Here is a 26362-nt window from a genome sequence, read left to right as displayed (position 1 = left end):
GATGGGTAAAAAGGTTGGCTTAGTTTGTTTAGTCGCTGCGGTAATTGGAGTTGGCACAATTTTTGTAGAGAATAAGAATTCTAAAGAGAACGTGTATGCTAGTTCAAAATCATTCGAAACAGATCTTGATTTTAAGAATGTCGATAAAGAAATTGTTGAAAATAGTCTTTGGCTATATCCTGATTCAGAATTACTCAATAACAGTGATGAAATTGTATTATTAGTAAACGGTAAGGATAATACAGGCTTTGGAGCTTGGTCGTGGTCATATGCTGCACAACTACCTAAAGATGGCTTCGTTCCAGCGACAATCACTTTACCTAGTCGGAACACAACTGACTTACAATATTCTGGCAAATTTGTGGCCGCTGCTGTCTGGTTGCTTAAAGATAAATACCCAGATCATAAAGTATCTATTGTTGCGCATAGTATGGGGAACTTAGCAACAGCATGGGCATTACATTATCGTCCAACATTTATGTCTAAAAATGTTGAAACTTACGTTGCTTTAGGAGCACCATTCCAAGGATTGCCAGTAATTCCTGATTTTATACCATTAGTACCTGCTATCAGACAAGCGACACGAGGTTCAGACTTCTTAGCAAGAATTAATTCGTCAGCATTTCCAAATGGGATCAATTACTTGTCAGTAATCTCGAAGAATGATGAATTGACAACATCAGATGATGTTAAGTCTCTTGCGACTCTACCAGAAGGCACGGAGGGAGAGACTATTATTCCTCAAGAATTTTACAATAAACCTGATTCAGTCATTTCCCATGTTGGAGAAATGGCAGATAATGGAATCTATGAGTTAGCTAAAGCCTTCCTTAACGATGGATCAACTCAAAATGTAGATCTCAATGCTGCTAATGAGAAATATTATCCAGCACTTGAAATTGAGGGCTTGGAATTAACCGAGAAATATGGTACCAAACCAGCCCATGCTGGTGACGCACCAATTGAGTCGGCTGAACCTAAAGATAGTCTAGACACCGTTCAGTAGAATAATTTGTAACGAGAGCACTATTTGATAAATATTTCAAATAGTGCTTTCGTTATTGTTAATGATTTTAGTCGGTTTCGTGCGTAAAGCGTGCGAAACAAGAAAACCACGCGTTTCTACGCGTGGATGAAGTAGCTTTAGCGATAAAAAACTCCTTTCGATAGACTAGTGAGTGGCTACCAACCGCTCATCGTATCGAAAGGAGTTTTTTCATGTCAAATGACGATAAAAGAAATAGCACTAGGAATATTTTTAGTTACTTTTTTTATTGTGATTCTTTGCTTACTATGCGCTGTTATAAAGGCTATTGTACTTAAAGCTAGTGAGGCAAGAAGCTTTTTTCTTTAACGTAAAAGATATATTTTTAGATGGTACTTTATCGGTTATACTGGAAGTAATAAACCCATTTAATTGGTTATAATATAATTGAAGGTGTGTTCTACCAAGGACTCAACCTCACAAAAGATCAAGAACTAAAACTAGCTGTATAACAACTTTTTGTGGCTGGAAGTTAAGTAGATCAATTAAAAATCACAGAATTAGTTGCTGTAGCAATTGAAAATAGTATTAGTGGAACTTTGGATAGTAGGATAATTTCCTGAAGCAGATAGCCGAACACAAAAGAGAAAAGTAGCTGAAAATTTTATTGCTGCGGGTAACAATATTAAAATTATCTATGAACAATGGTTGTGGCTACAGAACTGAACAGTTGGCACGATCGCTTCGATATATAATATACCAGGAATGGAGAATTGAATGATCAAAAATAGACAAGCAAATGGTTCTGTTGCAAATTTTAAAAGCTAAAAATACTGCTCTATTTTTAGCTGAGATTCCTAGTACCACCCTGATTTCCGTACAGAATGGAAAGCCAAAGAGATCGTCCTCTTTTCGACTTTTCTTGTAGATTCCTCGAATTATCTCCATAACTTTACAATGAAGGAATATCATTTGTTTAGAAGTTTCGCAACAGAACTATTAAGAGAATAAGTCGGGGATTCAACTGGTTTACGGGGATTGTTTCTTGATTGAAGGCCTGTTGCGTTTGATCAAAAAAGATTGCCATTTACAGAATGTGCCATTGCCTATGTACCTGTGGGAGGAGCTCTGATGTCATCTATTCCAATCTTAAGTATGGTAGGACGAAAAGTTGTGGACATTTAGAACAACAAAATAGGAAGAAATACAAGAATCTTGTTGGGCAAAGATTTGGTGATTTGACTGTCCAGGAAAAAACAGAAAGGAGAAAGGAGGGCGCGGTCGTCTGGCAGTGTCGTTGTGATTGTGGACGAATTGTTGAGGCTTCTCGATGTCAGCTTATACGAGGATATATCGAGTCTTGCGGCCATCACCAGAACAATCAATACGATTACAAGCTATTCAAGGTGATTCAGGAGTTGAACTTAACCTTTCTCTGACTAAGAGTGTTTCAGCTCAATATTCAGCTTCATTAGGTGTTGATGCCAAATTTATAAGCTCGGTTGTTGGGTTTTCTGTAACGACATCGTATAGTGTAACACATAGTGGAAAATATACAGTTCCATCAAAAGTTAATGGGCGTAAGGTAAAATATTCTACAGTTAGGATGGGGGCACTATATAACACGCATTCATACTCTGTTAGAAATGCATCGTATCCAAATGGTAAAGATGGAACTGCAAAAAAAACCTATGGAATGTACTATAGCGTAGCACACACATATAAATAGAATGGGGAAATTAAATGAATTATAAGTGGACGTTCATTAGCAAAAAAGAGTACGTATTGTTTAGAATGATAAAGGTTTTATTTTTTATCATAGCATTCATAGTATTCATAAACTTTATAGTTCAAACTATTACTGGGATGGACGTTACTAAGTTGCAATTATCTGAAGAAGTTATTTCCAAATATAGGATTAATTTTGCTATAGAACGTGCGGAAAATTTCTTCCTGTATGTGGGTGGTTTTGCATTTGCTTGGGTTATCATTAATATTGGTGAAAATGTTGCAAAAATAAAATTTACTTTAATTAACAAAGAAAACTTAGACAACGAATAGACACTGGTGATTGGAGTGATAGTATGAAATTATCGCGATTGGCATTTCTATTTTTTTTCACTTATGGAATCACGGGGTGTTCTTCACAACCAACGGAGAAAATAGGTAATTCTGAAAAATATTCAAAGGAAGAGATTAGTTCTGCTGTCAACGAAGTAGTCAATTCATATAACCAATATTTGGATAATGGGAAACTACTATCAATTGAATACGATGAAGAAGAATCGAATCAGCTAGTTATAGATTATCTACCTATGTTAAATATTTCCTATCAAAATAAAGAGAACATAATCTTCTTGAACTCAACGATAAAGACTGGGGAAGCTCAAGGAGCTTTAGACTCTTACACAAAGTATGACAATTATTATTGGGTATTAGAGGGTCCAAAGACGTGGGAAATTATTTATGCAGGTTTCAAGAATTAATGATTTTCATAGGCAGTTAGTAGAAATTCCAAAGCCGAAAAGTTCATATTAATGTTGGAGGATATCAATAGGTATCCTCCAATTTTGCTTATATGTAAAGATAGGGTATACTCTTTTAATCTTTTTTAGAATGCCCAGAAAGCAAGTTTTTATAGTGTTCAATGGACTTGTCCTAAAGTAGATGTTCACATTACAACCCCACTTTAAAAAGGATATAGCTAATATCATTTTTTACTCTCTTTTCGATGTGACGATCCAGGCAAGGAGGGCGCAAATTATGCAAATTTTCCAAGTCAATATACCATTCAATGGGTTTCTAAAAGAATCAAGTATCAGTTTGACCAAGATTGCCCCCAGAACGAAAAGAATGGACTGTATAATTTTATAAATAACTTCTTTCATTATTTCACCTCTGTTGCTACATTATTATGGCAAAGAAACGGATTATATCTAGTTACTTTTCCTTATCTTTTTTTCTTGCAATAGAAGTGAATCCAAAGCTTAACCATGCAAAAAATAGCACCAACCAGATAGTGTTAGCAGAGCCCTGTCTAACAAAATAAGTAATTAAACTTAAGATTGCTACAACAAAATATAAATAGTGTTTATTCTTTAAAAAATAATTCATGAGAATCTCCTCCACTTTAAAGTAATTACCAAGCGGCTAAACAACTCTATTAAATCATAAATAGAGTTAGCCGTAACCATACAAAAGTCTTAATTAAAGAAAATTTTTGTTGATAGAAAATCTAAAGCTATTTAAAATTTTTAGGTAATAGCTTCAGATGAACCACAAAGTGTTCATAAGTTAAGTGTTCTGACAAAGGTATAATTTTTAGAGATTTGTAGCAAATTTGTACGAGATTTTTAGTTTTTCCGTGTAAAGCAGGAATTGATTTATATTTTTAGTAAAGGTTGAACCAGAAGCTTTTGTGAGAGAATTGTTTCAAATAATGTACAGGTCATATGCAAAATTTAAAAAGTTTTACTTATGTATCGGGGAGGGGGGTGACAGAGTCAGCTTCCAAATAAGGCTAAAATCGATACATGCTCGCAATGCACATTTAAAACTTAGCATTTTTGACTGTAAAAAGTCGGTGGGTTAGAATCAAAGATAGTAGAAGGTCAAAACGGTTGGTTATAAATAGGATATTAAAATTTATATCAAAGAACACAACAACAAAAGAATCTGACAAAAATGAAAATGGGAGTAATGATGATGAAAAAAACAGGTGTATGGATCATTGGCGGGATCGCGATCTTGATCTTAGCCATAGGTGGTTACTTTATGAGTACCTATAATTCTTTAATGACAGCAGAAAATGACGTGGATGCCAAATGGTCTCAGGTGGAAAATGTGATGCAGCGGCGAGCGGACCTGATTCCGAATCTGGTGGACAGCGTCAAGGGCAGCATGGAGCATGAGACGACGATCATCAATGGCATCACCGAAGCTCGTAAAGTCTACAATAATGCTGGGACACCGGAGGAAAAGATCGCTGCTAATGACCAGATCCAACAAGGCGTAGGCACCATGATCCACGTGATCCAAGAGAGCTATCCACAACTGGCTTCTAATGAAAATGTCAAAACCTTGATGACCCAGTTGGAAGGATCGGAAAATCGTATTGCCGTAGAGCGGAAAAATTATATCGACGAAGTCAACACCTACAACAAACAGCTAGTACGCTTCCCGCGAAATGTTGTAGCCAACATGATGGGATTCGAGAAAAAAGTCAATTTCAAGGCAGATGAAAGTGCCAAGGAAGTGCCTGATGTGGACTTGTCCGGCGAATGATCCAGATTGACTACAGCCAGAACCATTCTGGCAACACCTCATACGAAGAAAGGGGGACAATACGATGGAAAAACAGCGATTCAGCAGCGGGCTGGATGATCGGATCACTAGCTACTATCGTAAATTGAAAAAACGTGGTGGCCTATTGATGACCTTTGCCGGGATCGTGGCGCTGATCTGTGGGACAACGATTATCATGGCGTTTATCCAAAATGACAGCTACCAACAGCAACAGGCGGATTACCAAAGTAAAATCAACAAGCTGCAGCAGGATCGGGAGGATATCCTCTCTGGTAAGACCCAACCCTTCATCGAATCCTTTGATGATACGCTAAATGAGCGGCTGGCGGCGCTGGGGGATTATCCCACCAATGAAAACAACGTCAGCATTCCCATCAACGGCACCGAGGGCACGATCGTGATTGATAAGAACAATATCTTCGTTTCTGACAATGCCGGGATGCTTAGCGATAAAACCAAGCAGCACCTCTACGACCTTAACAAGCAACTTGCGGCTAGTACCGACGGTGCCCAGCTGGAAGTCGTGACAATCAAAGAACTGCCTCGTGGTGAAAATATAGAAGGATACGCCAACAGCGTATTCAACCAGCTGGGGATTGGCAGTAAAAGCGAGAACAACGGGGTCTTGTACTTGATTGACCTGGACGATCAGAAATTCCGATTGGAAGTCGGATATGGATTGGAAGGGGTGATCCCGGATGCTATTGCCGATGATATCATCAATAATGAAGACGTAGTGGACCTTTTCCGAGACGAAAAATACGATGACGCCGTTACCAAAGTCGTCAACCAGGTCTTTGGAATCATGAATACCAAGACGGTTCTGGTTGATGCTCAGATCGAAAAGGTCTCCTCTGTCAAAAGCAATGCCAGCTTGCTTCACTGGGGGGCACTGATCTTTTTAGTAGCTTTGGTCCTCGGCTCATTGAGTTTAGCTGTCGCCCTCACCACTGGTCAAGCAGCGCTAGGGAGTATGTATAAAGATTACCAGCGGCAAAACAAAGACCGATTCCGCCGCCAAACCGATCTTTACTATATTATGAAAAGCGGTCTGATCTTGGCTTTGACCGCCGGTGCTGCCCGGCGTGCCCTCACTCGTGGCAAGCTGCTACAATATCCTCGAGCCAAGAGAATGCCTTTGGGACGGGTCTTGATTGGAGATACCCTCTACTCCGGTAACGGAAACGTCCTGACCACCGCTTATCTGGCTTCTAAATATAATTCCAGCAACTGGTCCAGCAACGACTCCTCCTCCGGCGGCTCATGGGGTTCCTTTGGTGGTGGCTCCTCTGGCGGTGGCGGCGCATCTGGTGGTTGGTAGAAAAAGAAAGAATTGATTTAGCACAACAAAAAAGGGCTCTTTATCAATAGTGTTATTAAATAATTTCACAGATGCTTTGCCAGAAAACGAAATGTTCTTTTTAACCAGTGCTCAAAGAGTGGGGGAATTCTTCAATTAAGTCGAAGTATTCGGTGGGATTTTTTACATCAAAGGTAGCCAACAACTCTTGATAGACCTCGAAGCTTTGTCGCAATTGGGTCATCTATCGAAAGTGGGTAACCATGGTTCTCAGATTCTGTTGAATCTTTCTTTTGAGAGAGAATCTTTTTAGGCGTGAATTTTAAATGAAGTAATCCCTAATACTTATAAGGTGTAAAAAAGCTTTGACAAACTGTTTTTATTTCTATTTCAAAAAATATTGGGCTGAATGAATTCAATTTTCTTGATATGCTAGATTCATGAAAGGAGACATTATGGAGATAGGTAAACAGATAAAAGGGTATCGAAAAATTTATAATCTTTCTCAAGAACAATTGGCAGATAAGATTTTTGTTTCACGTCAAACAGTATCTAATTGGGAAAATGACAAAACATATCCAGACATACAAATCCTTATTTCGTTATCTATTCTATTTAATGTTTCTCTAGATGAATTAATTCGAGAAGATTTGGAGGAAATGAAGATGAAAATTAGTAATAAAAAAGCTAGTAAACGAGCTGATATTTATTCGTTAATAATGATTAGTTCGACAATATTAGCCAGTCTATCCATTGGTTTAGTAGTAGTGTTACCAGAATCAAAGTTGATATTAATGGTTCCAGGTATTTTATTTTTACCTGCAATATGGAGTTCTTTTGTTTTAGAAAAATTCAAAAGGAATAATGACTTGAAAACTTACAAGGAGATTTTAGCATTTTCACAAAATAAAGATGTAGACGTATTAAGAGAAAAAAGAAATCCTAGAAAAATAGGAGTAGAAACGTTTATTATTGTTTTAGTGTATGCTTGTTTTACACTCTTTATTTGTTTAATAGGTATTTTTGTTGCGAGCCTTTTCAAATAATAAAAGTCCTTAAACACGAGCAAAAGAGAACGACACGATTATTCGTTCTCTTTTTTCAGTTTTTGTTTATTGACAGCATAGCAAACAGACCTATAGTGAAGAGCTTAAAGCTTCCTTTCACTTTTCACTATAATTCAAAAAAGAAAAATAGAGGGTAAGATCATCCATCAATGACTGTATCCTCTAATCTTAGTATATTTTTATGAACAATTCTGAAAAGGAGATAAGTTATTATTTTTTTAGTGTTTTTTGAGCACCGTTCAAAATCCGTTGTTTTTTCCACGGTATTTTTTATATCTAGATTTAGCTATCACGTTGTTTTTTTATGTACCTAAAATTATCATACAGTACTTTTAAAATTCCTAGATGGTCTCAAAGCCCTATTTTTTACGACTGATTACGTTTTGAGAATTCTAGCACCGCTCGAGAAAAATCTTCGGCTTTTAAACCGGTATACGAGACAAATTGCCTTTTTAGAGACAAGTAAACTTGACAAAATATCAAGATTACTTTACAGTGTGTTTATATAAAGTTAAAGGAGTGTTTCCATATGAAAAAAAGTCAAATTTTGGCAGCGGCACAAAAAGCGCAAGATGATGAAGGTAGGCGAACTTTCATAAAAAACTCGCAATCATTAGTGTTTGCAATGTACTCATTGGGAATAATATTTCTTTTAGTCATAAAATTGGCAAGACAACAATCAATTAATGAACTATTATTATTGATTTTATTGGGCGGATTAGGGATTGAAATCGAAGGGTTTTTAAAGAAGCACTCTCTAATAAACGCTCTGTTTGCCGCACTATTATTCATAGCAACTGGGTATATAGCGTGGCTAATTGTTAAAGGAAAGTAGGTTATTTTGCACATGAAAAGTTTGATTTTGAAAAATAAATTAAAAGTTGCACGTGCTGAAAATGAATTGAATCAAACACAACTTGCGAAACAAGTTGGGGTTTCTAGACAAACCATTAGCAATATAGAAACGGGCGAATTTGTTCCTTCAGCGAAACTTGCTTTGCTGTTGTGTATAGCACTAGATAAAAAATTTGAAGATGTATTTTATTTTGATTAAATTGAAAGAACCTGTTTGGTTTTTCTTGAGTTTTTTAATCTTTAGTCTTTGGGAAAATAGTCTGAAGGATCGTTAGCAGTAACAAGAATATTAAGTGATAAAACGAGTTAGATAATAATCTAGCTCGTTTTTTCTCTATAAAAGGTTTGAGAAAAGTAGGTTTAGAAGTCGATGAAAACGGCAATTTATTCCCGTCAGCGCGTTATTATCCTTACTCATAGGAAGACCCAAAAGCTGTTGAGAACCTTTTAGACTAAGGTGAAGAGGGGGCAAGAATTTTTCTTTAGAAAGCCGGAGTTGAGAGGTTTTAGCCTAGGTCTGTCTTTGTTGGGAAGGTTTTGTCCAGAAAAGAAGTGTAGTGCTATTTCTTTTGCGTGATATACTATTTGTGAAACTGGGGGATTTGTGATGATTTGTCGATATTGCAATAAAAAGGTTTTGAAACTAGCAACGGGCCAGTATCACTGTGCCAATTGTGAGCTGAATTTTTGTGAGGACCAACTGATTGAATCCAGGTCGGGGGTGTATCGAGAACCGACTGTCGAAACAGACCCATTCTTTTTCCAGTAAACGACGACAAAAGGATTATTACAAATGACTTATGTCGAACTGCTGTCTCGGCTGAAGCTGGCGTGGGGTGTCTATCGTGAGTTGAGGAAGAAAGTTTATGGCCACAATAGCCAAGCAGATGAACTGGATCGCGAGAACCTGAAGGCGGTCACTTCAACGAAGCTTGTCATTGAAAATATTATGATTGAAAAACATGGCTATTATCCCGCCGGCGTGTTTGAGCTCGTTATTGATAAAGAAGTTTTGAAAAATAGAAAACAAATGTGAGAGGTGGAAAAAAAGCATGGTTAAATTTGAGGATCAGCCGAAGCGGGGATATTCAGGTATCCGAACTTTAGAAACGATTGCGAGTGTATTTGAGGATATTCAGGCAAGTAGTGATCTGCGCCAGGGCGAGAAGAATTTGCGATACTTGCAGCTGATGAATGAGTTGGGGGAGGACCACGGAGCCATGATTCTGAATCCGACTGAAGCGGATCTGAAATTGCCTGAGGTCGTATTGTATCGAAAAGTTTCTCAGGCTCGGGTATTTTAGGTGGGACTTGAGGGGCGGAGTAGATGTTGAAATGGTATAGTGAAGCAGAATTATTAGAAAAGCTTCAACAAAACGAAATAGAAGAAGATTCGCCGATTCAGAGTGTGGAAGATCTACTTGTCCACCTGGAACAGGTCAGTCCGATGATGTGGGTGACGGCGTACGTACCAGAATGTCAAACAGTGCATGGGATTCATCGAGAAACGTTGATTTCTACAGGTCAAAGCCATAGGCGCACGTCCACGCCAGTTGCCTTGTTGGAAGCGACTGGCTATCAAACAATCAATCATGTCTTTGTTTCAGAGTTAGCGGCACTTTTACAGATGGAGGTAGCCTCTAAAAACCGAGAAACGGTTGAATTACAGCTGTTCGAGAGAAAACGGGGAAAGTTCATGTTGCGTCGCTGGCAGATGGTTGAGGATCAGCCCATACTAATTGCCCAACGTGGTTGATTACTTATTTAAAGAGGAGTGTTGGGTGAGCTGAGGTGATTTTTATTGAATGAAGAGCAACAAAAACGACAATTACGAAAGAAAATGTTAGCTATTATGGGGAATGATGATACCTGGAAAAATTGTGAAGAGAAAGTTGAGCAGGTCCATCAATGTATCGCGATGATGGAATATATCACCAGCCGACCAAGCAATGGGAAGGAACGTCAGGTTAGGGCACTCTACCCGGATGGTTTGGTTGGAAAAGTAAGAAGTATCACGGAAGCTGCCATACAATTTGACTGTTCAATAACTACAATCGAACGTAGTTTGAAGACTGGGAAGCCGGTAAAAAGAGGATTAGCAAAAGGTATGGTTTTCCAAGTAATCTAACACGCAGCAGCTTTCCGTTCTAAAAGGACGGATGGTGATCCAATGGAGGCGAGAGAAGAGAAGCGACGAATCCGCAAAAAGATGCTCGCTATCATGGGTGAAAGTCCTTCTTGGTTGGAGCAAGAAGAAAAAGTCTATCAGGTGCAGGTCTGTGTGGCTGAACTAGAAGCAATCTGTGGGGAATTTTCAGCGCGGGATTGCTCTCGTTCCATTCTGATTTTTTATCCAGAAGGCGCTATTCGACGAGTAGAAAGCGTCCAAGAAGCTGCGGATCTTTTAGGTTGTTCCAAAACTACAGTTGCTCGTTCCCTTGAAACTGGCAGTCCGGTACTGAAGGGTTCTGCCAAAGGTCTGATTTTTTGTGAGTTGTAGACAGATAAGTCTTTGCTGCTTATTAAGGAAGGTTTTTGACAATAAAAGTAATCGCTTTTGTTAACATTGAATTACGGTTTGTTTATCATCAGTTTGATCAAGTTACAGAAATATATTGATCTGACACTATAGATACCGTGCAAAATGATCACTACAGGTAGGGCTTCTTCCAAAGTTTCACTGAGAACAGAAATTATTGGTCAATTAGATTTGTACTATTTCTCATGCTGTCATTTTATATCTCAAAAGGGGGCCATGGCTAATTACAGATTTAGCTTGAATCCGCTTCAAATGTGGACCTAATGGATTTATATTTGAAGGAAATGGATTGGAAAACGATTCGATAACCGGATTGTTTTCCTTTGAATCGACTTTTAGTGAGTGGACTCTTCGGTGCTAAATCCACTGTAAAATGAGTTATCGACAAACTTTACAATTGAACTGGAACTTTTACTTTTTAGGAGGAATTACAATGATTAAAAAAGACAATGTAGTAAAGAAAGACAATTTGAAATTTATTAATAATTTCGAAAGGAAGTTTGTCGCAATAAGCAGCCAATCTCCCTTACCCAATCGCATTGCTAGTTTAGAGACTCTTGCTAAATCATATGCAAGAACATATTGGGAAGAGGATAGTTACGAAAGTTTAAAAACTGTATTACAAAAACTGGATGCTACAGTCCCACAAAACTCAAATTATCTTATAGGATTGGGGTCTCTTGAAATGTCAAAAGAAAATAACGAAGTCGGTTTAGAGTATTACAAACAGGCGTTCAAAAACAATCAAAATGTTGAAGCAGAAATTTATAGAGGATTATATGCAAAATACCTAAACGAGGATTTAGTTTATGATGAAGCAAAAGGAAATATTATTGATTATGGATCTGATATAGATAAAGCTACATTCAGTAGCCTTGATAAAAAAATGTCAGAAATTAAAGATATTAAAATTAACATTGATATTCCAAAGGATCTGCCAAAAAAGAATCACATTTTCATTTTATTGGGGTATGAATTAAATGAAGACGGAACAATTCAAAATGCACTACTTCAAAGATTGAAGATTGCAAAAAGGGCATTAGATAAATATCCTGAATCAAAAATAATTGTAACTGGTGGGCGGGGGAAAAACGGAAATACTGAAAGTAAACTAATGGCTAAATGGTTAGAGGATAGAGGTATAGGGGGGAACAGAATAATTCAAGAAAATATGGCTACGGATACCGTAGAAAACCTTTTATATTCTATGAAGCTTATAGAGATTGAAGGTAATATAAAAAATATAACTATCATCTCAAGCGTGACGCATATTCAGCGTTCTGTATCTATTTTAAAATTGGTTGATGAAATTTTCTCAAAAAGAACAAATCGTGAGTTAATGTGCATTACCAACATTTCTTGGCTCGATATAGCCGGAAACCAACCGGATAAAGTGCTAGATAAATCTAGTATGTATGCAACTACCAAGGATTTACTAAGAACTGCAAATTGTTGGACATTTCCTGGAATAAGTAGGTAGATTTTTGAGAAATTTGTATCAATATTTCTGATAGAAAGTCTGAACAGATGGATTAGAACAAGTTACCGTTCTAACCACACTGCTAGGGGCTTAGAAAGCTGATCCCTAGCTTTTCTCTTACGTTGTGGTACTATCCTTGGCAACAGATGGTAACATTCGTGACCGATATCACCATTCCTATTCTAGAAAGAAGTGACTAAATTTGATTACGTCACACCTTCCTTTTTCTAAAAATTAACATGTTCCACCTCAAACACTCTTTGGATTTGAGTCAATACTTCAGATACGATTTGTGAGAATTTTTTCGAGATTCCGACGAGGAGTATCTCATCTGATTGTACAGATGAGATACTCCTCGTCGAATCGTCACAAAAAAATGTTGTCGGTTGTCAAAGATCTACACCTGCAATGTAAAGAGGACGTACTCGACATACTCCCTCAAGTAGACCGTTCAAAGCGGTAGTGAAGTTTAGTAAAAAATGTAACCAGTAAACCTGTTAGAGTTTATAAATGGGGATTACACAATAGCCGAATACTTCTTAAGTTTTCCCCAAAATGCTATTGAACTAACTATTAAAGTGATACAATCCGATTATTGATGGGGTGGCAGAACAATGGTTAGAAGATGGTGGACGCAGTTTAAAAGGGACATGAAGGAATGGATAAACACTGGTGCACTTGCGAAAACTGAACTAACAGGTGAAGATTTCAACAATAATAAAAGATAAGTCTGGCTATTCTCCAATTTTCTGTCACTTTAAAAGAATCTATTTTAATGGATTTGATAGATATGTCCGATTGCGTAGATGGCAGATGGTTGTTTGCAACAGGTGTATTGCCTAATCTATTTACAGTATAAGGCTGGTGCCTATTGAACAAGAAAATAAAAGGGACGGCTATGAAAAAAATTGGAGTTGCTATCGGTATCATCGTAGTTTTAATTCTAGGATATTATGGGTATTCAATCTATCAAAAAGATCAGGCAGATGAGAAGATCAACCAATACCTAGTTGAAAGGGGACTACCTGAGGAGCAAATCGAAACAATCGGAAAAATCCGATATGATGAGAAGCCTGGACTATATAAGCAGTATTCCAAAAGAATTACAACCAAAAAGGACTTTCAAAAATGGCGACAAGAAGTTATAAATTCAGGCACATTTCTGTCAGGAGAAAAGCTGAAAAATCAGGAGAGTCTAACCATTATTAATTGTGAGTTAGAGTATTACTGTGTACTAGACTTGAAAAACAATCGAGTAACGATTCAGTACGTAATTTCGGGTGATGGGACGACTGACCCGCAGAAAATAGACTCACAGTTTGCATATCCGCTTCTAGATGAATGAAGAGCTATGAGGAGTTCAATTACTTCAAATAGAGCCAATTAAACAGCTGAGGTTGCCTTTAAAAAAGGGGCCTCTTTTTTTCTTTGAAATATCTTTTTGAAGGTTTGTAAGCTTAATTAATGATTGTACTTAAAGAACATATGCAAAACTTAAGGGTTCTGACAAGGGTGTAATTTTTAGAGATTTGTAGCAAATCCGTACGAGATTTTTACTTTTTCGTGTAAAGCAGGAATTGATTTCTATTTTGGTAAGGGGCGAATCAGAATCTTTACTTGCAGCAAAGATTGATCTATGAAAACTAAAAAATGTGTGGCACACAAAATGTACCACACCGTCGACTAACTTTTATTAAATTTGGTCTTAACCAACACAATTTGTTGAAGAGCTCCTTTTTTAAGGATACCTCTTTTGAAAGTTTAATAAACTAACAATCCTAAGAGCGTCTACATAAATTAGAATAGTTAAAACAGTTCGCCTATAAAGTTTTTTCTATTATCATATTTTAAGATAGGATGAAGCTGTATTATTAGTTTATAAGTTGTGCAACAGAACCAGTCACAGCAACTTACTCCCATGGCTGCTCTCCAGTCACTACTTTTGCACTCATTTCTAAACTTCCTTCTGGAAAATCTGGGTACGCTTTTTTCATTTTTTCAATAATTTCTTCACTATTCTTACTTTCTTTTTCTACTTCAATAAATTTTTCAATGTAGTCATTTGTGAATTCAATATTCTTTTCAGAAAAGTCATTACCTTCACTAAAATGTCCTGGAATAACCGTTTTTGGTTCTAATTTAGCCAATTCATTTAAATCTTTAATCCATTGTTCTTGACTCTCAATGGTCTTTGTATCAGCCATAAATAAGTGTCCATCAGTTGAAACAAGAATTCCACCTAAAAGTAGTTGGTCTTCTTTACTGTATAACGTTTGTTTTGACAAATCTTTACCAAAAATAGTAAACGTCGTTTCTCCTAATTGAATCTTATCACTTATTTCTTCAGGAATAATGATTTTATCTGGTGCATCATTTTTCAAGGTATCTGCCCAAACAGATAGTTTGTTTTCATAAGTATTTTTAATTCGCTCAATTGTGTTAGCTGTGGCAAAAATTTTAGCCTCTGGGAAAGCCTCCTTGACTTGTTGCGCACCAAAATAATAATCAGGGTCACTATACGAAATGTAAATTTTTTCTATCTCGATTTTCTTCTCTTTTGCAACTTGGACTATTTTATCAGCATCAGTTTTTGAAAACTGTGTGTCAACAAGCAACCCTTTTCCATCTTTTTCAACAAGTGTAGCTGTCGCTCCGAAAACAGGATCTGGATTCATAGTGTAGTATGTGACGTTTTGACCCTTTACCTCTTTATAGATCATTTTGCTCTCCTTCTTCATACTGGATGTTGTTATTTGTGATTCTGACTGAGAACTCTTTGTCGGGTTGCTGTTTGAACAACCTACCAAAAGAATGGAAACGGATGTTAACGCTAAGCCAATAAGTGACAGCTTTTTCAATGTATCCCTTCTTTCTGGTGTTACAACCTGTAAATTTGATAGTTACAGGATCATGGTATATAATAAGCTTTCCAAAGTCAAGAGAAAAGGACGTCGTTTTAATGAAATACTCTGTACGTTTAAGTGATGCCATTCATATTCTATCCTATATCGAAATTTTCCAAGGAACAGATTTATCTAGCGAGACGATTGCTAAAAGTGTAAATACAAATCCTGTAACAGTCCGAAAAATCATGGGGGAACTTAAAAAAGCACAATTAATTGAAACCCAAAATGGCAAAGCAGAACCAAAATTGACTAAAAGTGTATCAGACATTTCTCTTTTTGAGATTTACAAGAGCGTTGATAAAGATGGAGCCCTTTTCCATACAGATAAAAATACAGAACCCAACTGTCCAATTGGAAGTAATATTCAAACGGTTCTTGAAGATACGTACGATGATTTGCAGCAAATTGTAGAACAAAAAATGAAAGACATTTTTTTGTCTGACATTATAGATAACTTAACTAGTCGCATCAAGCCTTCTAAAAAATGATTGCCGGGATTGTGTTGCAAAATTTTAGAAATGAATCTCCGAACCCATCTTTTGTTGATGACATATGCTGATTTTAATAAGTTCTGAATTTCTTCCATAGCGAAAAGTCGAAGAGGCTAATTTCTCTTCGACTTTCTTTGTATAAAGCTGAGACCATTTCAAACATGCCACTTTTTTTAGAATTTCACTGTTTAGGCGCTTCAATAAAGGAGACATCAATCATGGTTCCCTCGTGGCTTATAAGTCCTTGTAATTCGAGTTCTTTCTCAAAGATAATAATTAGTTGTTGATAGCCATTTGTCTTTGAGAGTGTATCTTTAAACAGCCAGATGGTTTTGGCATCGGGAATGGCCGGCCGTCTGACAGGTTGTAGTATCGCTGTAAAATCAAGATTTTAAACATTAACACGTAGTCATATGGTAGCCGACCGCCAGGTCCTTTGGCAGATTTCGCCAATAAGTAATTCAGAATGTGATAGAAAAGTTCCCAATCAACAAAACCAACTAGTTTTTCCAAGGAATCTCCTATCTGACTCAACTTTTCAAACACTTTGTTTTCTCCAAATAAATTTAGTCCAGACATAAAAAATCCCCCCAGTAGTTGATAATCATATTATCGCCATGGAAGAGGATTTTTTTTATTTTATTCGTAATTTCTAGAGATGCCCCATAGTTTTATTATGGTATTGGAAATTCTCTTAGTTCTTTTCTCATCACAATATGTGGAATCGGATTCATTGTAGTAGGTATTTCATCATTCACAGGTGAATAACCTAATTTTTCGTGAAATCTTTGAGCATAAGTACGGGTCTCCATCGTGACTTCAGAATAGTCTTTCTGTTTAGCCGTACGTTCGAGCTGCATCATCAAACCCTTGCCAATGCCTTTACCTTAGAACCTTGGATCAACTACTAAATATTCAACTTTGGCAGTGCTGGTAAGAGCCAACACGCCCAGTCCCGCTAATTGGTCAACTTCAAAAGATCTGAGTACATATTGCTTTTCTTCATGGGAGAAATCTTCATCTCCAATGTTTAATCCAATTGGGTGTCGCATGACCTCATCTCTCAACCTCAATGTTTCTTGATACTCGTAGCTGCCATAAACAATTTATCTAATTTCCATATTTTTTGAATCCTCCGTACGTAATTATTTCATAAATAGCCGAAAGTATATCATAAAGAATGTAGCAACTCCAAAAATATAGATAATAATCTAGAACTATAAGGGAGACTGGTCGAAATTTAGAGATGCATTGAAAAAAGTATCAATAAGTAGAATTTCAAAATACAAATTGATAATTGTAGAGATAGTGAAAGAATATTGTACAAAATTAATTAATTGATCGAACCAAGTAAATATTTAACTGGAAAAGTGTGAAATGAGCGGATATGTATGGTGTTAGACGAGTGCCCTGAGCAACTAATAGCTAACTGATTAATCCTGCAGTTAGCTGATATCTCAAGGTACATAATTAGTTCAAAAATCAGTTGCTATGGATTTCGAAAAAGTATACTCATAGTAAGAAATTTGAGCCAATTAAATTTTTTCTTTTTCTTCAAAAATATCCTCCTTTTCTGTTAGCAATAGTGTATAGATTTAAAAACAATAGGAACATCGATAGATATTACATTTTTAGATAAAACGAACAATACTGAAAGGTTCTATTCTAGAGTCTGCAAAAAGGGTTGTGTTGTAAAGTTTTCTTAAATCCCGTTTTACGTTATAATTTTGACTAGTCTGGCGCTGGCCTATTTAGCATATACTCGTTTACTTCCCGCTTACTTAGAAACATCTTTGTCATACAAAATAAGGTCGTTCAAAGAAACAGAAAAGGTATGAGTAGGCACTGAGACAAGTAGGTTTGCTACTTTGCCTATATGTTTATTTAGAGCATACCTTTTTGGTACTTTTAGAAATCTCCGAAGAATCAGATTTTAACGTGTAGCGTTAGGGTGTATAAAATAAATCTACTGGCGAAATGATTGTGTTACATAATGTTGTTAATCGTATACAAACGACTACTTTTGTGTTATTATTTTAGAGATAGGGAGGGATTATCATGGCAACTATCAGAATTGATGATGACTTAAAACGCGATGCAGATAAAATGTTTGATGAAGTTGGAATGAATACATCTGTCGCAGTAAGAATATTTTTGACGAAGTTTGTAAAAACTGGAAAATTTCCATTTGACATTGAGACGCCATCTTTTCAACCAACAGTTGAGACTTTAAAAGCCTTTAAAGAAACTGAGCGTTTTATTGAAAAAAACGACTTAACTAATCAGGAGGATTTAAATAGTTATTTCGAAAGAATGAAAAAAGAAGCTGTTGGGGAAGCGCATGCTGAATTATAAAACGACGACACGATTTGATAAAGATGTTAAAAAGTTGATTAAGCAAGGGAAACCAATAAAGAAACTGCAAATCGCTATGGAATTACTAATGAATGAAGAAGAGCTGGGGATAGAGTACCAACTACATCCATTGGAACCTAAGAATCAAATTCCTAAACGTTGGGATATACACATAGGTGGAAGAAATAGCGATTGGATTGTAGTGTTTTATTATTACGATCGAACAATCATTTTTGAAAGAACAGGTAGTCACTCTGATATATTTAGATAAGTCCAAATACGTCAATTTATGAAGCTTTCAAATGAGGTGCTCTTTAATGGAGGCCTCTTTTCTTTTATCTTCTTTGGCAGCTTGAGTCGTAAAGAAGGTTGCTTCGGATTATATGCAAAACTTAACAGCTTTACATATGTGAACTGAGTGTGATAAAATCAATCTTAGCGCGTGTGCGTATTATATGTGCAAAAGGAGGGCCATTTTTGAAGGTTGGATATGCCAGAGTTTCAACAAATGATCAAGAATTAGCAGGCCAAGTGGAACTATTAAAAAATGCAGGGGCTGAAAAAATTTACAGCGAAAAATTTACGGGTACAAAACGAGATCGTCCAAAATTAGAGGAATTACTTCAGACGCTTTCTCCAGGTGATGAATTGATTGTCACTAAGTTGGATCGACTGTCTCGTTCGGTTCAGCAGGGAACCACCTTGATTTCGGAACTACAAGAAAAAAATATCGTGGTAAATATTCTTAATATGGGGCGAATTGATCAATCGCCTAATGGCAGCTTAATGTTGAACATGTTTTTGGCTTTTGCCCAATTTGAACGGGATATGATTGTTCAGCGAACCCAAGAAGGAAAAGAGTATCAACGGCTGCATAATCCAAATTACCGAGATGGGCGACGAATGAAAAAAACGCCACGACAAATTAAGGAGATCCTAGATTACCTAGAAACACATACTTATAAAGAAACGGCAAGATTATTTGAAATTGATAAATCCACAATCGTTCGATATAAGCAGCGATACGGCGAGTTGGCATCGAATAGGTGATGAGAAGACAGAACCAAAAAAGACCCACGCATCTTGCGTGGGCGTTGGTTGGGAGTTGGTACGAAAAGAAAAGTTATAACAGTAGTATAACTTTGTACCTTAATTCGGTCAATCACCGCGGATTTAATTCTCGTGACAAAGAGGTGAATGAAAAATGATAGATCATATTGAACTATACGTAAATAACTTAGTGGAAACGAGAAAATTCTATTCTACTTTGCTTTCCCTTATGAATTACCAGCTTTATCAGGACTGGGAGCATGGATTCAGTTACAGGTATAAAACATTTTACATTGTCTTTGTCCAGGCTGAAGAGAGCTATCGAGAAAAAGGATTTCATAGAAAAAACATAGGATTAAATCACCTGGCATTTTCGGTTGATAGCATAGAACAGGTAGATCAGATTCGAGTAAGAATGAAGGATTTTGGTGCCAAAGAATTGTACGTTGATAAGTTTCCTTTCGCCGTTGGAAAAGATCGCTATACTTTCTTTTTTGAAGATCCGGATCGTTTAAAATTAGAAGTTGTTGCGCAAGCTTGTTAATTGATTAAACTTACTGATAGTGAAGAGATAAAGGGGAGAATGTATGCAGCAATTAATTGCAGGATATCATCTATATAATAGTAGAAAAAAAATAAATACAAAGAAAAGGTACAACTGGTTAGTTCCAGATAAAATCTCATCAAAGGCCAAATTAGGCGATTGTTTCCAAATTCAAGTAGAAAATACAGGTCAACTATCAACTATCGTGACCGTTTCTGTTTCTGCGTGTCCGGTTGCAGGAATGGACTATAAAGAAGTGATCAACCGTGTTTCGCGCCCTGATTGGCTAACTGATGAAATGCTGAAGGCAGCAATTGACAGACAAGAGACAGAGACTGGGATCCAAGAGACGCAACAATCCGACGTCCTTCTCAATGAAGAAATCGCTCAACAAGCACAGTATGATCTCAGTGAAATCACGACCAGTATTACAAGTGAAAATTTAGAACAACGACTCCAGGAACTTTCCCGTTTGACTTGGTGGATTGAAAAATGTCGGTCATTGGCCGCGTCAGATCCGAAGCGCGAAATGCCAGTTCTTCCTGAAGGGAGACAGGCAGTCCCCCAGGCGAAAAAGGCGTCGGAGCCTTTGGCACCAACCGTTCTTCCACAAATTCTTGCAGAAAAAATAGCTGGAGAGCAATCAGCGCCACCTCAACAATCACAATCCCTTCCGAAAAAAGCAAAAGACGATCCGCAACAAGAACTATACCTAGCGACTGAGGTCCTGACAGGGTATCTGTTGACGCGCGAAAAGTCCAACTATACGTTAACGACTGTTCCAGAGAATGTTGCTCGAGCAGTTGGCCTGACTCATGGTGATTTAGTATGTGTGGAAGAAAAAGAGTCGCTACCGAAAGAGAGTCATTCATTTCGCTATTTATTAACTATAGTAGATCATAAGAGCCTGCCGGCAACAATGGAGAGGTTTACACAAGGAGTCGTGGAAATTCGTGATAAACATTATTGCATAGAGAAAAATGTTAATGGCGAGGCACTCGATGAACCCTATATAGTCCCAGAGAAGGCTGTTTCCGTTTATGACCTAATGGAGGGCGATATTGTTGATCTTCGATGGGAGCCGGGAAAATCCTTTCAAAAGCGTTTGTTTTGGAAGCACAAGATTGCTCCCCCAATACCTATTCGTGTGAAAGAGCCTGAAGAAACCATTCCCCAAAAAGCTGAAGCTAGTGAGAGTTACGATCATACGTCGAAAATTACTGAAGGGATTCCGGGTATCTCTGGTCTGACAGTTGGATGTATCGGCATGAGTGCGAAAACATCCGAATTCCGAAAAATGGTTGAGAACTCAGGCGCCAAGTTGATTTTAATTGATAAGAAGTCAGCTCGGCCCAAAGAGATTGCGGTATTCGTTAAAAAAGCGGATCTTATTGTCATTGCGATTCAAGGCGTTAGCCACAATCAAAGTGGACTTGCAGTCAAGATGGCGAAAAAGCAAAATAAGCCTCACGAAAAGTTTAACGGCTTCTCCCCGCTTGGATTCCAGCAAGCAGTCATAAGTGCCCTTGAAAAGAAAAAATACATCGATTCTCACCGCTGAATTGCGCTAGTCCCAAAGGAGGAATCCATATGAAAGAAGATCTCTATTGGTTCGACTGGTCAGAAATCGTGACCGACTACTTAAACGATATTTTCGCAGATCCGGAAATTACCGAGATTTTGTTGGAATATGAAGACGTGGCAACCAATGTGCAAGTTGGTGAAGAATCAATTAGTCAGCGTGCCTTTCTAGGAACGTTGAAGAAAATTAACTATGTTTCCGGTTATACCTTTGAATTTCGATTTGGGAAAAAACTGGACTTTGGGTAAGGCGAGTGCAGTCAGTAAATGAAAGCAAGTGGTTTTTAGGACACTTTCCAAATTTAGAATATCTGAACTGCTCTATTCACAGAAATGTAATCGGTTTCGAAAAAGTCTTTTTATACTGTAGCGAGTTAGTTCAATTTTTTTTGGGGGGAAAATAAGTAATTTACTAAAGGTGTATTTCATGTATACTTTTAGTTAGTATATCTTACGTTTTTTTTGAGGTAGGTATATGAGGAGTTAAAAATGAGAAAGAGAGATGGGAAATATGAAAAATTGTCCAAAATGTGGTCAAGAATTGGCACCAAACGCGTTATTTTGTCCAAACTGTGGTCAAAAACTGACTGATGAATCAGCAGAGGCTATGGAAAAGAAGACAGTCCAGCTTGAAAATGAAGGAGTAGGGAAACGACAGGATGATCGGTTTCAAAATAATCAACTATCAGTAAAGACACCTAATCCGATAGTGGAAAAGTTCATTATATTTATTAAAAAATATCGTATTCCACTAGTTATTGCTGCGGTAGCTTTGATTGCTATTATTGGTTTCTTTAACTATGTGAATAGTCGGCCAGTAGATATTTCTGGCAATGTAAAAGTAACATTTGATGGTTACGATTCTCAGGGGGTAGCTAATTACAATTCCGACAAAATTTATTCAGAAATTTCAGAAAAGGCTTACGAGAAGGCGGGGTTTAAGGAGAAAGATGCCGAAGGTATTCTTAATGGTGACGGTACTATTATTGATAAACTTCAGAAGGTAAGCGGATATGCCTCAAGGCTTGGTAAAGCAGCTAGTCTTATTCAGAACGTACAAATCAAAATGAATAAAACTGAGAGTCTAAAAAATGGCGATAAGGTTGTCTTAACGATCAAAGATAATAATGAAGACAAAGATAAATTTATTAAAGACAGTAAAAAGGAGTTTACTGTCAAAGGTCTCAAAGGAATTGAAAGCTTCACTGCTGAAGACTTACTGAAGGATGTTAAGTACAGCTTTTCAGGGTACGATGGCTTCGGAAAATTGACTGTCACCGATAATCCATACTCAAATGAAACAGAAAGTATTTTTACTAATCAGTATAATGATTCCAATTATTCAAACGGTGATAAAGTAACGTTAGAAATAGAACCGAATCTCATTGCATCTGAGAGTCATGAAGGGCGTGTATTCGAAGGAGATACTTTCATTGAAACCGAAGTCAAAAATCTGAAGAGTATCAATGATATTGAAAAAAAGGAAGATATTCTTAAGCAGATTGATACCTATGCTAAAGCTCAAAATAAAAGCAATGACTATCGAACATATCAAGTAGAACGAGTAGAAAGTTATTTGAGAGTCACTGATGAGTATAACTATTGGGGCAATAGCAACGATGCTGAAATTAATTGTGAGATTCAGTCCATCTACAAAATCACTGATACGGAAACCACTGGAGATAAAAAAGAAGCTGAAGTCTACTATGAAATTTACGGATATAGTATTGTTCCTGTAAAAGGTAACGCTTTTCAGGCTAAGGATCTTTCAGGGGGGAGCTCTTATAGTTGGGGACAGGAAAAATCTGTGGAAGACTGTGTAAATACATTGAAGGCAGACCACCCTGATTTTGAGAAGATATAAGGTATCAGTTAGACATTAATATGATTCAAAATAATTGATAAAGATTCCAGAGTATTTAATGGAAAGGCATAGGAAATACGTCAAAATAATCTGGGTGAGAACAACGATATTAAATTGTGGTTGAGACATGGTTTCGAAACTTTTTAAAATCCCTAAATTGTTCGAATTTTTGAGAAGAGCGGGGGAATGTAGAAAGAAGTATGGCATATCGAATCGCTTCTCATACCAGAAAATTAGATTAGGAGAAAAAGAGATGGTCAAATGTCCAAATTGTGGTGCAGAAATGCCGAAAAAAGCCAAATTTTGTGCGAAATGCGGTCATAAACTGGTCGATCAATTTTCAAAAGTTGACAAGGAATCACATGAATCCGAGAGTAGTGACATTAATGATACCTCAAATGAGACATCGGAGATGTCTCCTCATATTAAGATAGAAAATATCGGTGTAGAATCGAAAGCAGATGAGACCCCCACTTTGCGATCAAAGAAGAAAAATAATAAAAATCTTGTCATTGTAATTATTTGTATCCTTGGATTAATTGGAGCTGGTTTTGGAATCTGGTATGTATTGGCTAAAGAAAATCTAGTTCCATTTTGGAATTCCATTGGCAGTGGGAAAGATAAGACTGCTAAGGTTGTGGAGAATAAAGAAAAAGCTGCTAAAAGTTTTGTTTTTCCATATCGTAATGGAAACTACATGGGGTTGATGAATGATAGGCTAGAAATTGTTGACGATAAGGTCGGTACAACTGTCTTCCCATTTAATGAACAAGGTGTAGCAGCCTTTAGTGAATCTGAATATGATAACTATAAGGTCGGATTGATAGATAAAACAGGTACGGCTGTTGTACGTCCCATCTATGATGGGATTGGTGATTTCTATTCTCAAGCGGGGTCGCAACCTTATCTTCAGTCCAAAAATGGTGTAATGAATTTTTATCAAAATAGTGAGGATGGGGGGCGAATGGGCCTTATCGATTCTTCAGGAAAAATTGTAGTACCTTTAAAGGAAAGGTACTATGCCTCTTTTAATGGGAGAACGCTCACAACTTTTACAGAATACGAAAAGACGGGAATTATCAATGAGAAAGGCAAAACTTTGTTAGAAGCTGTCTATGATCAGGCGACCGTACTTTCTGATAAGTATATTGCTGTAAAGGAAGACAATGAGGATCAACTTATGGATATTATTAATTTGAAGGGAGAAGTGGTCAAAGAAGATTTTGCTACCTACGTATATCCCAATTATAGCCAAAAAGAAAATCCATATATCATTTACCAGGCTGGAAATGGTAAGTATGGTTTACTGGACGGAAATTTGAAAACAGTGGTTGAAGCGATTTCCATTCAAGTTCCAACTATCGCTCAGGATTCTATGTATATGGTAGTCTCGAAGGATGACGGGGAGTCTTCTTTACTTGATGGTAAAGGAAACGAATTGTTTACAGTGGAATATTCCTATTTAACACTTCCTAATGAAAAAGGTATAGTTGCTGCTATGGATGAAGAAGGACAAAAGAGCGCCTTACTAGATTTAAAGGGAGATATAGTAAAAGATTTGGGTCAAGGTAGTGTTTTTAGTATTAGTGGAACTAACTTGTTTACCTATGCTGATAAAGACTTTTCTACTGGTCAGATATTGGACTGGCATGGAGAACAAATCTTAGAAGAGTTCCAATATTTTGTACAGCAACGTGAAATGAGTCCATATCTGGCTATCTATAACGGAGACCAGGGAGAGACTATTACCTACACTTTAGTGAATAAAGACGGCGTTATCCTCTCAAAAAATGTATTACAGTACAATCCTTTTGACAATGGTAAAATTTTTATTCAAGAACCAGAAGGAAAGGTGCAGATTTGGGATTCAGTGAAGGGCAATGTCTTGGTTGAAAAGCAAATTGAAGTCGAAAAACCAACAATAGAATCAAGCTACTGATAAAACAATGATTGACATCAATAGATAAATATAATTTTAAGAGAACGGATGGCTAAAGGTTAGCCTTAGGAAAGGGAGTAAAAAAATGAAATTTTGTGTGAACTGTGGGAAGGAAATTGAAGAAAATGCGAAGTTCTGCACATTTTGTGGAACGATTCAGCCGGAGATTAATGAAGGAGTACAAAAAAACTCCCATCAAGTTGATCCGATTTTAGCACAGCACAGTGTACAGCAATCTACTGAAAGCCAAACACGGTCAGCTGGTGCTAAATTGGATGAACTTGCAAGTAATGAGACGGTCCAAGAAATAAAAAAAAGTAGCATTAATTATTTTTCTTTTTTGAATAACAATATAATATCCCCGAAGATTGGTGATGAGAATCCATCCAGCATTTTTGGACTTGTGAATTATATTTTTATCTCTTTGATTAATGGGCTGGCAGTTAGTCGTGTATTATCAAATATTATTGGAAATTATAATGACTCTGTTTTTGTTTTCTTTTTAGAGTTCATTTTATGGGTAGCTGTAGCTCTTCTGGTATATCCTTTGACTCATTTCATTTTTGAAAAAGTCATTTATAAACAGAATATCAGTCTGCTAGACAGTTTTTCACGGATTTTTGCGCCAGCTTCTTTGTCAGTATACACGAGCGCGGCAACCTTATTATTGGCATTTCTTGTAAGTAATACGCTCGAACTATTCTTATTGCTATTTGTGGTATCATTTGGCTTGGTAGGATATGCATTTGCTGGCAGCTTATGGACTGGTCAGATTGTCAGTATGAAGAAACCCAACTTCTATATTGTTGTGCTGGCGTTTGTAGCTAGTGCCGTTTTACTTTACTTTGTGTTTCGTATTTTTACTGGGGTGTTAATAGATAAAATGGATACTTTGACTGGGTTTAATTATATTTTCAATTTATTTGATAGATAATAAGATTATGCTATGAATTTTACTAGAAGAGGTGATTAATAATGAACAAATAATTACGTAAGTCATTTCTATTTGCGTTTATTATGGCGTTAATCTCTGGTAGTCAGATGTTGCTGGTGTTGCCTTCTCCTCGCGCGCTTTGGATAAAATGCTTGTCAATACTGATT

At 36.9% G+C, this 26362-nt stretch carries 31 protein-coding genes and 2 pseudogenes; 26 read left to right on the top strand and 7 right to left on the bottom strand.

The features are described from left to right. Window position 1 precedes the first annotated feature (1 nt). Complete coding sequence (locus BAU14_RS00800; protein ID WP_161898196.1) at window positions 2–1006, top strand: esterase/lipase family protein; 1005 nt, start codon at window positions 2–4, stop codon at window positions 1004–1006. An 825-nt stretch (window positions 1007–1831) separates the two neighbouring features. On the opposite strand, the pseudogene BAU14_RS14190 reads toward BAU14_RS00800, so the two are convergent. Further along, window positions 1832–1939: pseudogene (locus tag BAU14_RS14190) on the bottom strand (IS6 family transposase); the annotation flags it as partial. Between the two features lie 376 nt (window positions 1940–2315). Between BAU14_RS14190 and BAU14_RS00795 the strand changes: the two are divergent. From BAU14_RS00795 to BAU14_RS00785, 3 genes are read left to right on the top strand one after another with little or no spacing between them, the layout of a single operon-like run. Further along, the gene (locus BAU14_RS00795; protein WP_161898195.1) at window positions 2316–2714 is read left to right on the top strand and encodes a hypothetical protein; all 399 of its coding nucleotides are present in this window, start codon (window positions 2316–2318) and stop codon (window positions 2712–2714) included. A gap of 14 nt (window positions 2715–2728) precedes the next feature. Further along, window positions 2729–3046 (top strand): hypothetical protein, encoded by a 318-nt coding sequence (locus tag BAU14_RS00790; RefSeq protein WP_161898194.1) that lies wholly within the window; start codon window positions 2729–2731, stop codon window positions 3044–3046. A gap of 23 nt (window positions 3047–3069) precedes the next feature. Then, complete coding sequence (locus tag BAU14_RS00785; RefSeq protein WP_161898193.1) at window positions 3070–3471, top strand: hypothetical protein; 402 nt, start codon at window positions 3070–3072, stop codon at window positions 3469–3471. Between the two features lie 454 nt (window positions 3472–3925). Here BAU14_RS00785 and BAU14_RS14185 read toward each other — a convergent pair whose 3' ends face one another. Beyond that, the gene (locus BAU14_RS14185; RefSeq protein ID WP_202622139.1) at window positions 3926–4099 is read right to left on the bottom strand and encodes a hypothetical protein; all 174 of its coding nucleotides are present in this window, start codon (window positions 4097–4099) and stop codon (window positions 3926–3928) included. Window positions 4100–4690: 591 nt separating this feature from the next. On the opposite strand from BAU14_RS14185, the gene BAU14_RS00780 reads away from it, so the two are divergent. From BAU14_RS00780 to BAU14_RS00725, 12 genes are all read left to right on the top strand, one after another. Beyond that, window positions 4691–5269 (top strand): LemA family protein, encoded by a 579-nt coding sequence (locus BAU14_RS00780; protein ID WP_161898192.1) that lies wholly within the window; start codon window positions 4691–4693, stop codon window positions 5267–5269. Between the two features lie 64 nt (window positions 5270–5333). After that, entirely contained in the window at window positions 5334–6611 is a 1278-nt protein-coding gene (locus BAU14_RS00775) for a TPM domain-containing protein (protein WP_161898191.1), read from the top strand. Window positions 6612–7045: 434 nt separating this feature from the next. Next, window positions 7046–7636 carry a helix-turn-helix transcriptional regulator gene (locus BAU14_RS00770; protein ID WP_161898190.1) on the top strand — a complete coding sequence of 197 codons (591 nt, stop codon included), beginning with the start codon at window positions 7046–7048 and terminating at the stop codon, window positions 7634–7636. A 550-nt stretch (window positions 7637–8186) separates the two neighbouring features. Further along, a complete protein-coding gene (locus tag BAU14_RS00765) occupies window positions 8187–8492 on the top strand; it encodes a DUF6442 family protein (protein ID WP_161898189.1) in 306 nt (101 codons plus the stop codon). Between the two features lie 12 nt (window positions 8493–8504). Further along, the gene (locus BAU14_RS00760) at window positions 8505–8711 is read left to right on the top strand and encodes a helix-turn-helix transcriptional regulator (RefSeq protein ID WP_161898188.1); all 207 of its coding nucleotides are present in this window, start codon (window positions 8505–8507) and stop codon (window positions 8709–8711) included. Between the two features lie 594 nt (window positions 8712–9305). After that, entirely contained in the window at window positions 9306–9548 is a 243-nt protein-coding gene (locus BAU14_RS00755) for a hypothetical protein (RefSeq protein WP_161898187.1), read from the top strand. 16 nt (window positions 9549–9564) lie between these two features. Then, a complete protein-coding gene (locus tag BAU14_RS00750; protein ID WP_161898186.1) occupies window positions 9565–9816 on the top strand; it encodes a hypothetical protein in 252 nt (83 codons plus the stop codon). Between the two features lie 23 nt (window positions 9817–9839). Further along, window positions 9840–10268 (top strand): hypothetical protein, encoded by a 429-nt coding sequence (locus BAU14_RS00745; protein ID WP_161898185.1) that lies wholly within the window; start codon window positions 9840–9842, stop codon window positions 10266–10268. Between the two features lie 45 nt (window positions 10269–10313). Then, the gene (locus BAU14_RS00740) at window positions 10314–10640 is read left to right on the top strand and encodes a hypothetical protein (protein WP_161898184.1); all 327 of its coding nucleotides are present in this window, start codon (window positions 10314–10316) and stop codon (window positions 10638–10640) included. A 42-nt stretch (window positions 10641–10682) separates the two neighbouring features. Then, a complete protein-coding gene (locus BAU14_RS00735; protein WP_161898183.1) occupies window positions 10683–11012 on the top strand; it encodes a hypothetical protein in 330 nt (109 codons plus the stop codon). 472 nt (window positions 11013–11484) lie between these two features. Further along, window positions 11485–12531, top strand: a complete 1047-nt coding sequence (locus BAU14_RS00730; RefSeq protein ID WP_161898182.1) for a YdcF family protein — start codon at window positions 11485–11487, stop codon at window positions 12529–12531. Between the two features lie 898 nt (window positions 12532–13429). Then, window positions 13430–13876, top strand: coding sequence for a DUF3139 domain-containing protein (locus BAU14_RS00725; protein ID WP_161898181.1), 447 nt, complete (start codon window positions 13430–13432; stop codon window positions 13874–13876). Between the two features lie 565 nt (window positions 13877–14441). On the opposite strand, the gene BAU14_RS00720 is transcribed toward BAU14_RS00725, so the two are convergent. Then, a complete protein-coding gene (locus BAU14_RS00720; protein ID WP_237580381.1) occupies window positions 14442–15251 on the bottom strand; it encodes an MBL fold metallo-hydrolase in 810 nt (269 codons plus the stop codon). Window positions 15252–15490: 239 nt separating this feature from the next. Between BAU14_RS00720 and BAU14_RS00715 the strand changes: the two genes are divergently transcribed. Then, window positions 15491–15925 carry an Rrf2 family transcriptional regulator gene (locus BAU14_RS00715; protein ID WP_161898179.1) on the top strand — a complete coding sequence of 145 codons (435 nt, stop codon included), beginning with the start codon at window positions 15491–15493 and terminating at the stop codon, window positions 15923–15925. Between the two features lie 65 nt (window positions 15926–15990). Here BAU14_RS00715 and BAU14_RS14495 read toward each other — a convergent pair. From BAU14_RS14495 to BAU14_RS00700, 4 genes and pseudogenes are all read right to left on the bottom strand, one after another. Beyond that, window positions 15991–16085 (bottom strand): annotated as a pseudogene (locus tag BAU14_RS14495) (IS6 family transposase); the annotation flags it as partial. Window positions 16086–16204: 119 nt separating this feature from the next. Beyond that, window positions 16205–16507, bottom strand: a complete 303-nt coding sequence (locus BAU14_RS00710; protein WP_161898178.1) for a transposase — start codon at window positions 16505–16507, stop codon at window positions 16205–16207. Window positions 16508–16602: 95 nt separating this feature from the next. Continuing rightward, on the bottom strand, window positions 16603–16806 hold the full coding sequence (locus BAU14_RS14490) for a GNAT family N-acetyltransferase (RefSeq protein ID WP_420022069.1): 204 nt from the start codon (window positions 16804–16806) through the stop codon (window positions 16603–16605). A gap of 9 nt (window positions 16807–16815) precedes the next feature. Continuing rightward, a complete protein-coding gene (locus BAU14_RS00700) occupies window positions 16816–16980 on the bottom strand; it encodes a hypothetical protein (RefSeq protein ID WP_161898176.1) in 165 nt (54 codons plus the stop codon). A 1006-nt stretch (window positions 16981–17986) separates the two neighbouring features. On the opposite strand from BAU14_RS00700, the gene BAU14_RS00695 reads away from it, so the two are divergent. The 9 genes from BAU14_RS00695 (at window position 17987) to BAU14_RS00655 (ending at window position 26195) form a co-directional block, all read left to right on the top strand. Beyond that, the gene (locus BAU14_RS00695; protein ID WP_161898175.1) at window positions 17987–18283 is read left to right on the top strand and encodes a type II toxin-antitoxin system RelB/DinJ family antitoxin; all 297 of its coding nucleotides are present in this window, start codon (window positions 17987–17989) and stop codon (window positions 18281–18283) included. Next, window positions 18270–18554, top strand: coding sequence for a type II toxin-antitoxin system YafQ family toxin (locus BAU14_RS00690; protein ID WP_161898174.1), 285 nt, complete (start codon window positions 18270–18272; stop codon window positions 18552–18554). Before BAU14_RS00695 ends, BAU14_RS00690 begins: the two co-directional genes overlap by 14 nt. 206 nt (window positions 18555–18760) lie before the next feature. Continuing rightward, complete coding sequence (locus BAU14_RS00685) at window positions 18761–19333, top strand: recombinase family protein (RefSeq protein ID WP_161898173.1); 573 nt, start codon at window positions 18761–18763, stop codon at window positions 19331–19333. A 154-nt stretch (window positions 19334–19487) separates the two neighbouring features. Next, the gene (locus BAU14_RS00680; RefSeq protein WP_161898172.1) at window positions 19488–19877 is read left to right on the top strand and encodes a VOC family protein; all 390 of its coding nucleotides are present in this window, start codon (window positions 19488–19490) and stop codon (window positions 19875–19877) included. Between the two features lie 43 nt (window positions 19878–19920). Beyond that, window positions 19921–21438, top strand: coding sequence for a DUF2325 domain-containing protein (locus BAU14_RS00675; protein ID WP_161898171.1), 1518 nt, complete (start codon window positions 19921–19923; stop codon window positions 21436–21438). A gap of 29 nt (window positions 21439–21467) precedes the next feature. Beyond that, complete coding sequence (locus BAU14_RS00670) at window positions 21468–21707, top strand: hypothetical protein (RefSeq protein ID WP_161898170.1); 240 nt, start codon at window positions 21468–21470, stop codon at window positions 21705–21707. A gap of 253 nt (window positions 21708–21960) precedes the next feature. After that, entirely contained in the window at window positions 21961–23322 is a 1362-nt protein-coding gene (locus BAU14_RS00665) for a zinc ribbon domain-containing protein (protein ID WP_161898169.1), read from the top strand. Window positions 23323–23575: 253 nt separating this feature from the next. After that, window positions 23576–25261 (top strand): WG repeat-containing protein, encoded by a 1686-nt coding sequence (locus BAU14_RS00660; RefSeq protein WP_161898168.1) that lies wholly within the window; start codon window positions 23576–23578, stop codon window positions 25259–25261. 85 nt (window positions 25262–25346) lie between these two features. Further along, a complete protein-coding gene (locus tag BAU14_RS00655; protein ID WP_161898167.1) occupies window positions 25347–26195 on the top strand; it encodes a zinc ribbon domain-containing protein in 849 nt (282 codons plus the stop codon). Window positions 26196–26362: the final 167 nt, after the last annotated feature.

Origin of the sequence: Candidatus Enterococcus leclercqii, assembly GCF_009933135.1 — a bacterium.
Classification (GTDB): domain Bacteria; phylum Bacillota; class Bacilli; order Lactobacillales; family Enterococcaceae; genus Enterococcus_C; species Enterococcus_C leclercqii.
The sequence above is the reverse complement of the archived record's forward strand: the minus strand, read 5'-3'. Positions and strand labels throughout refer to the sequence as shown.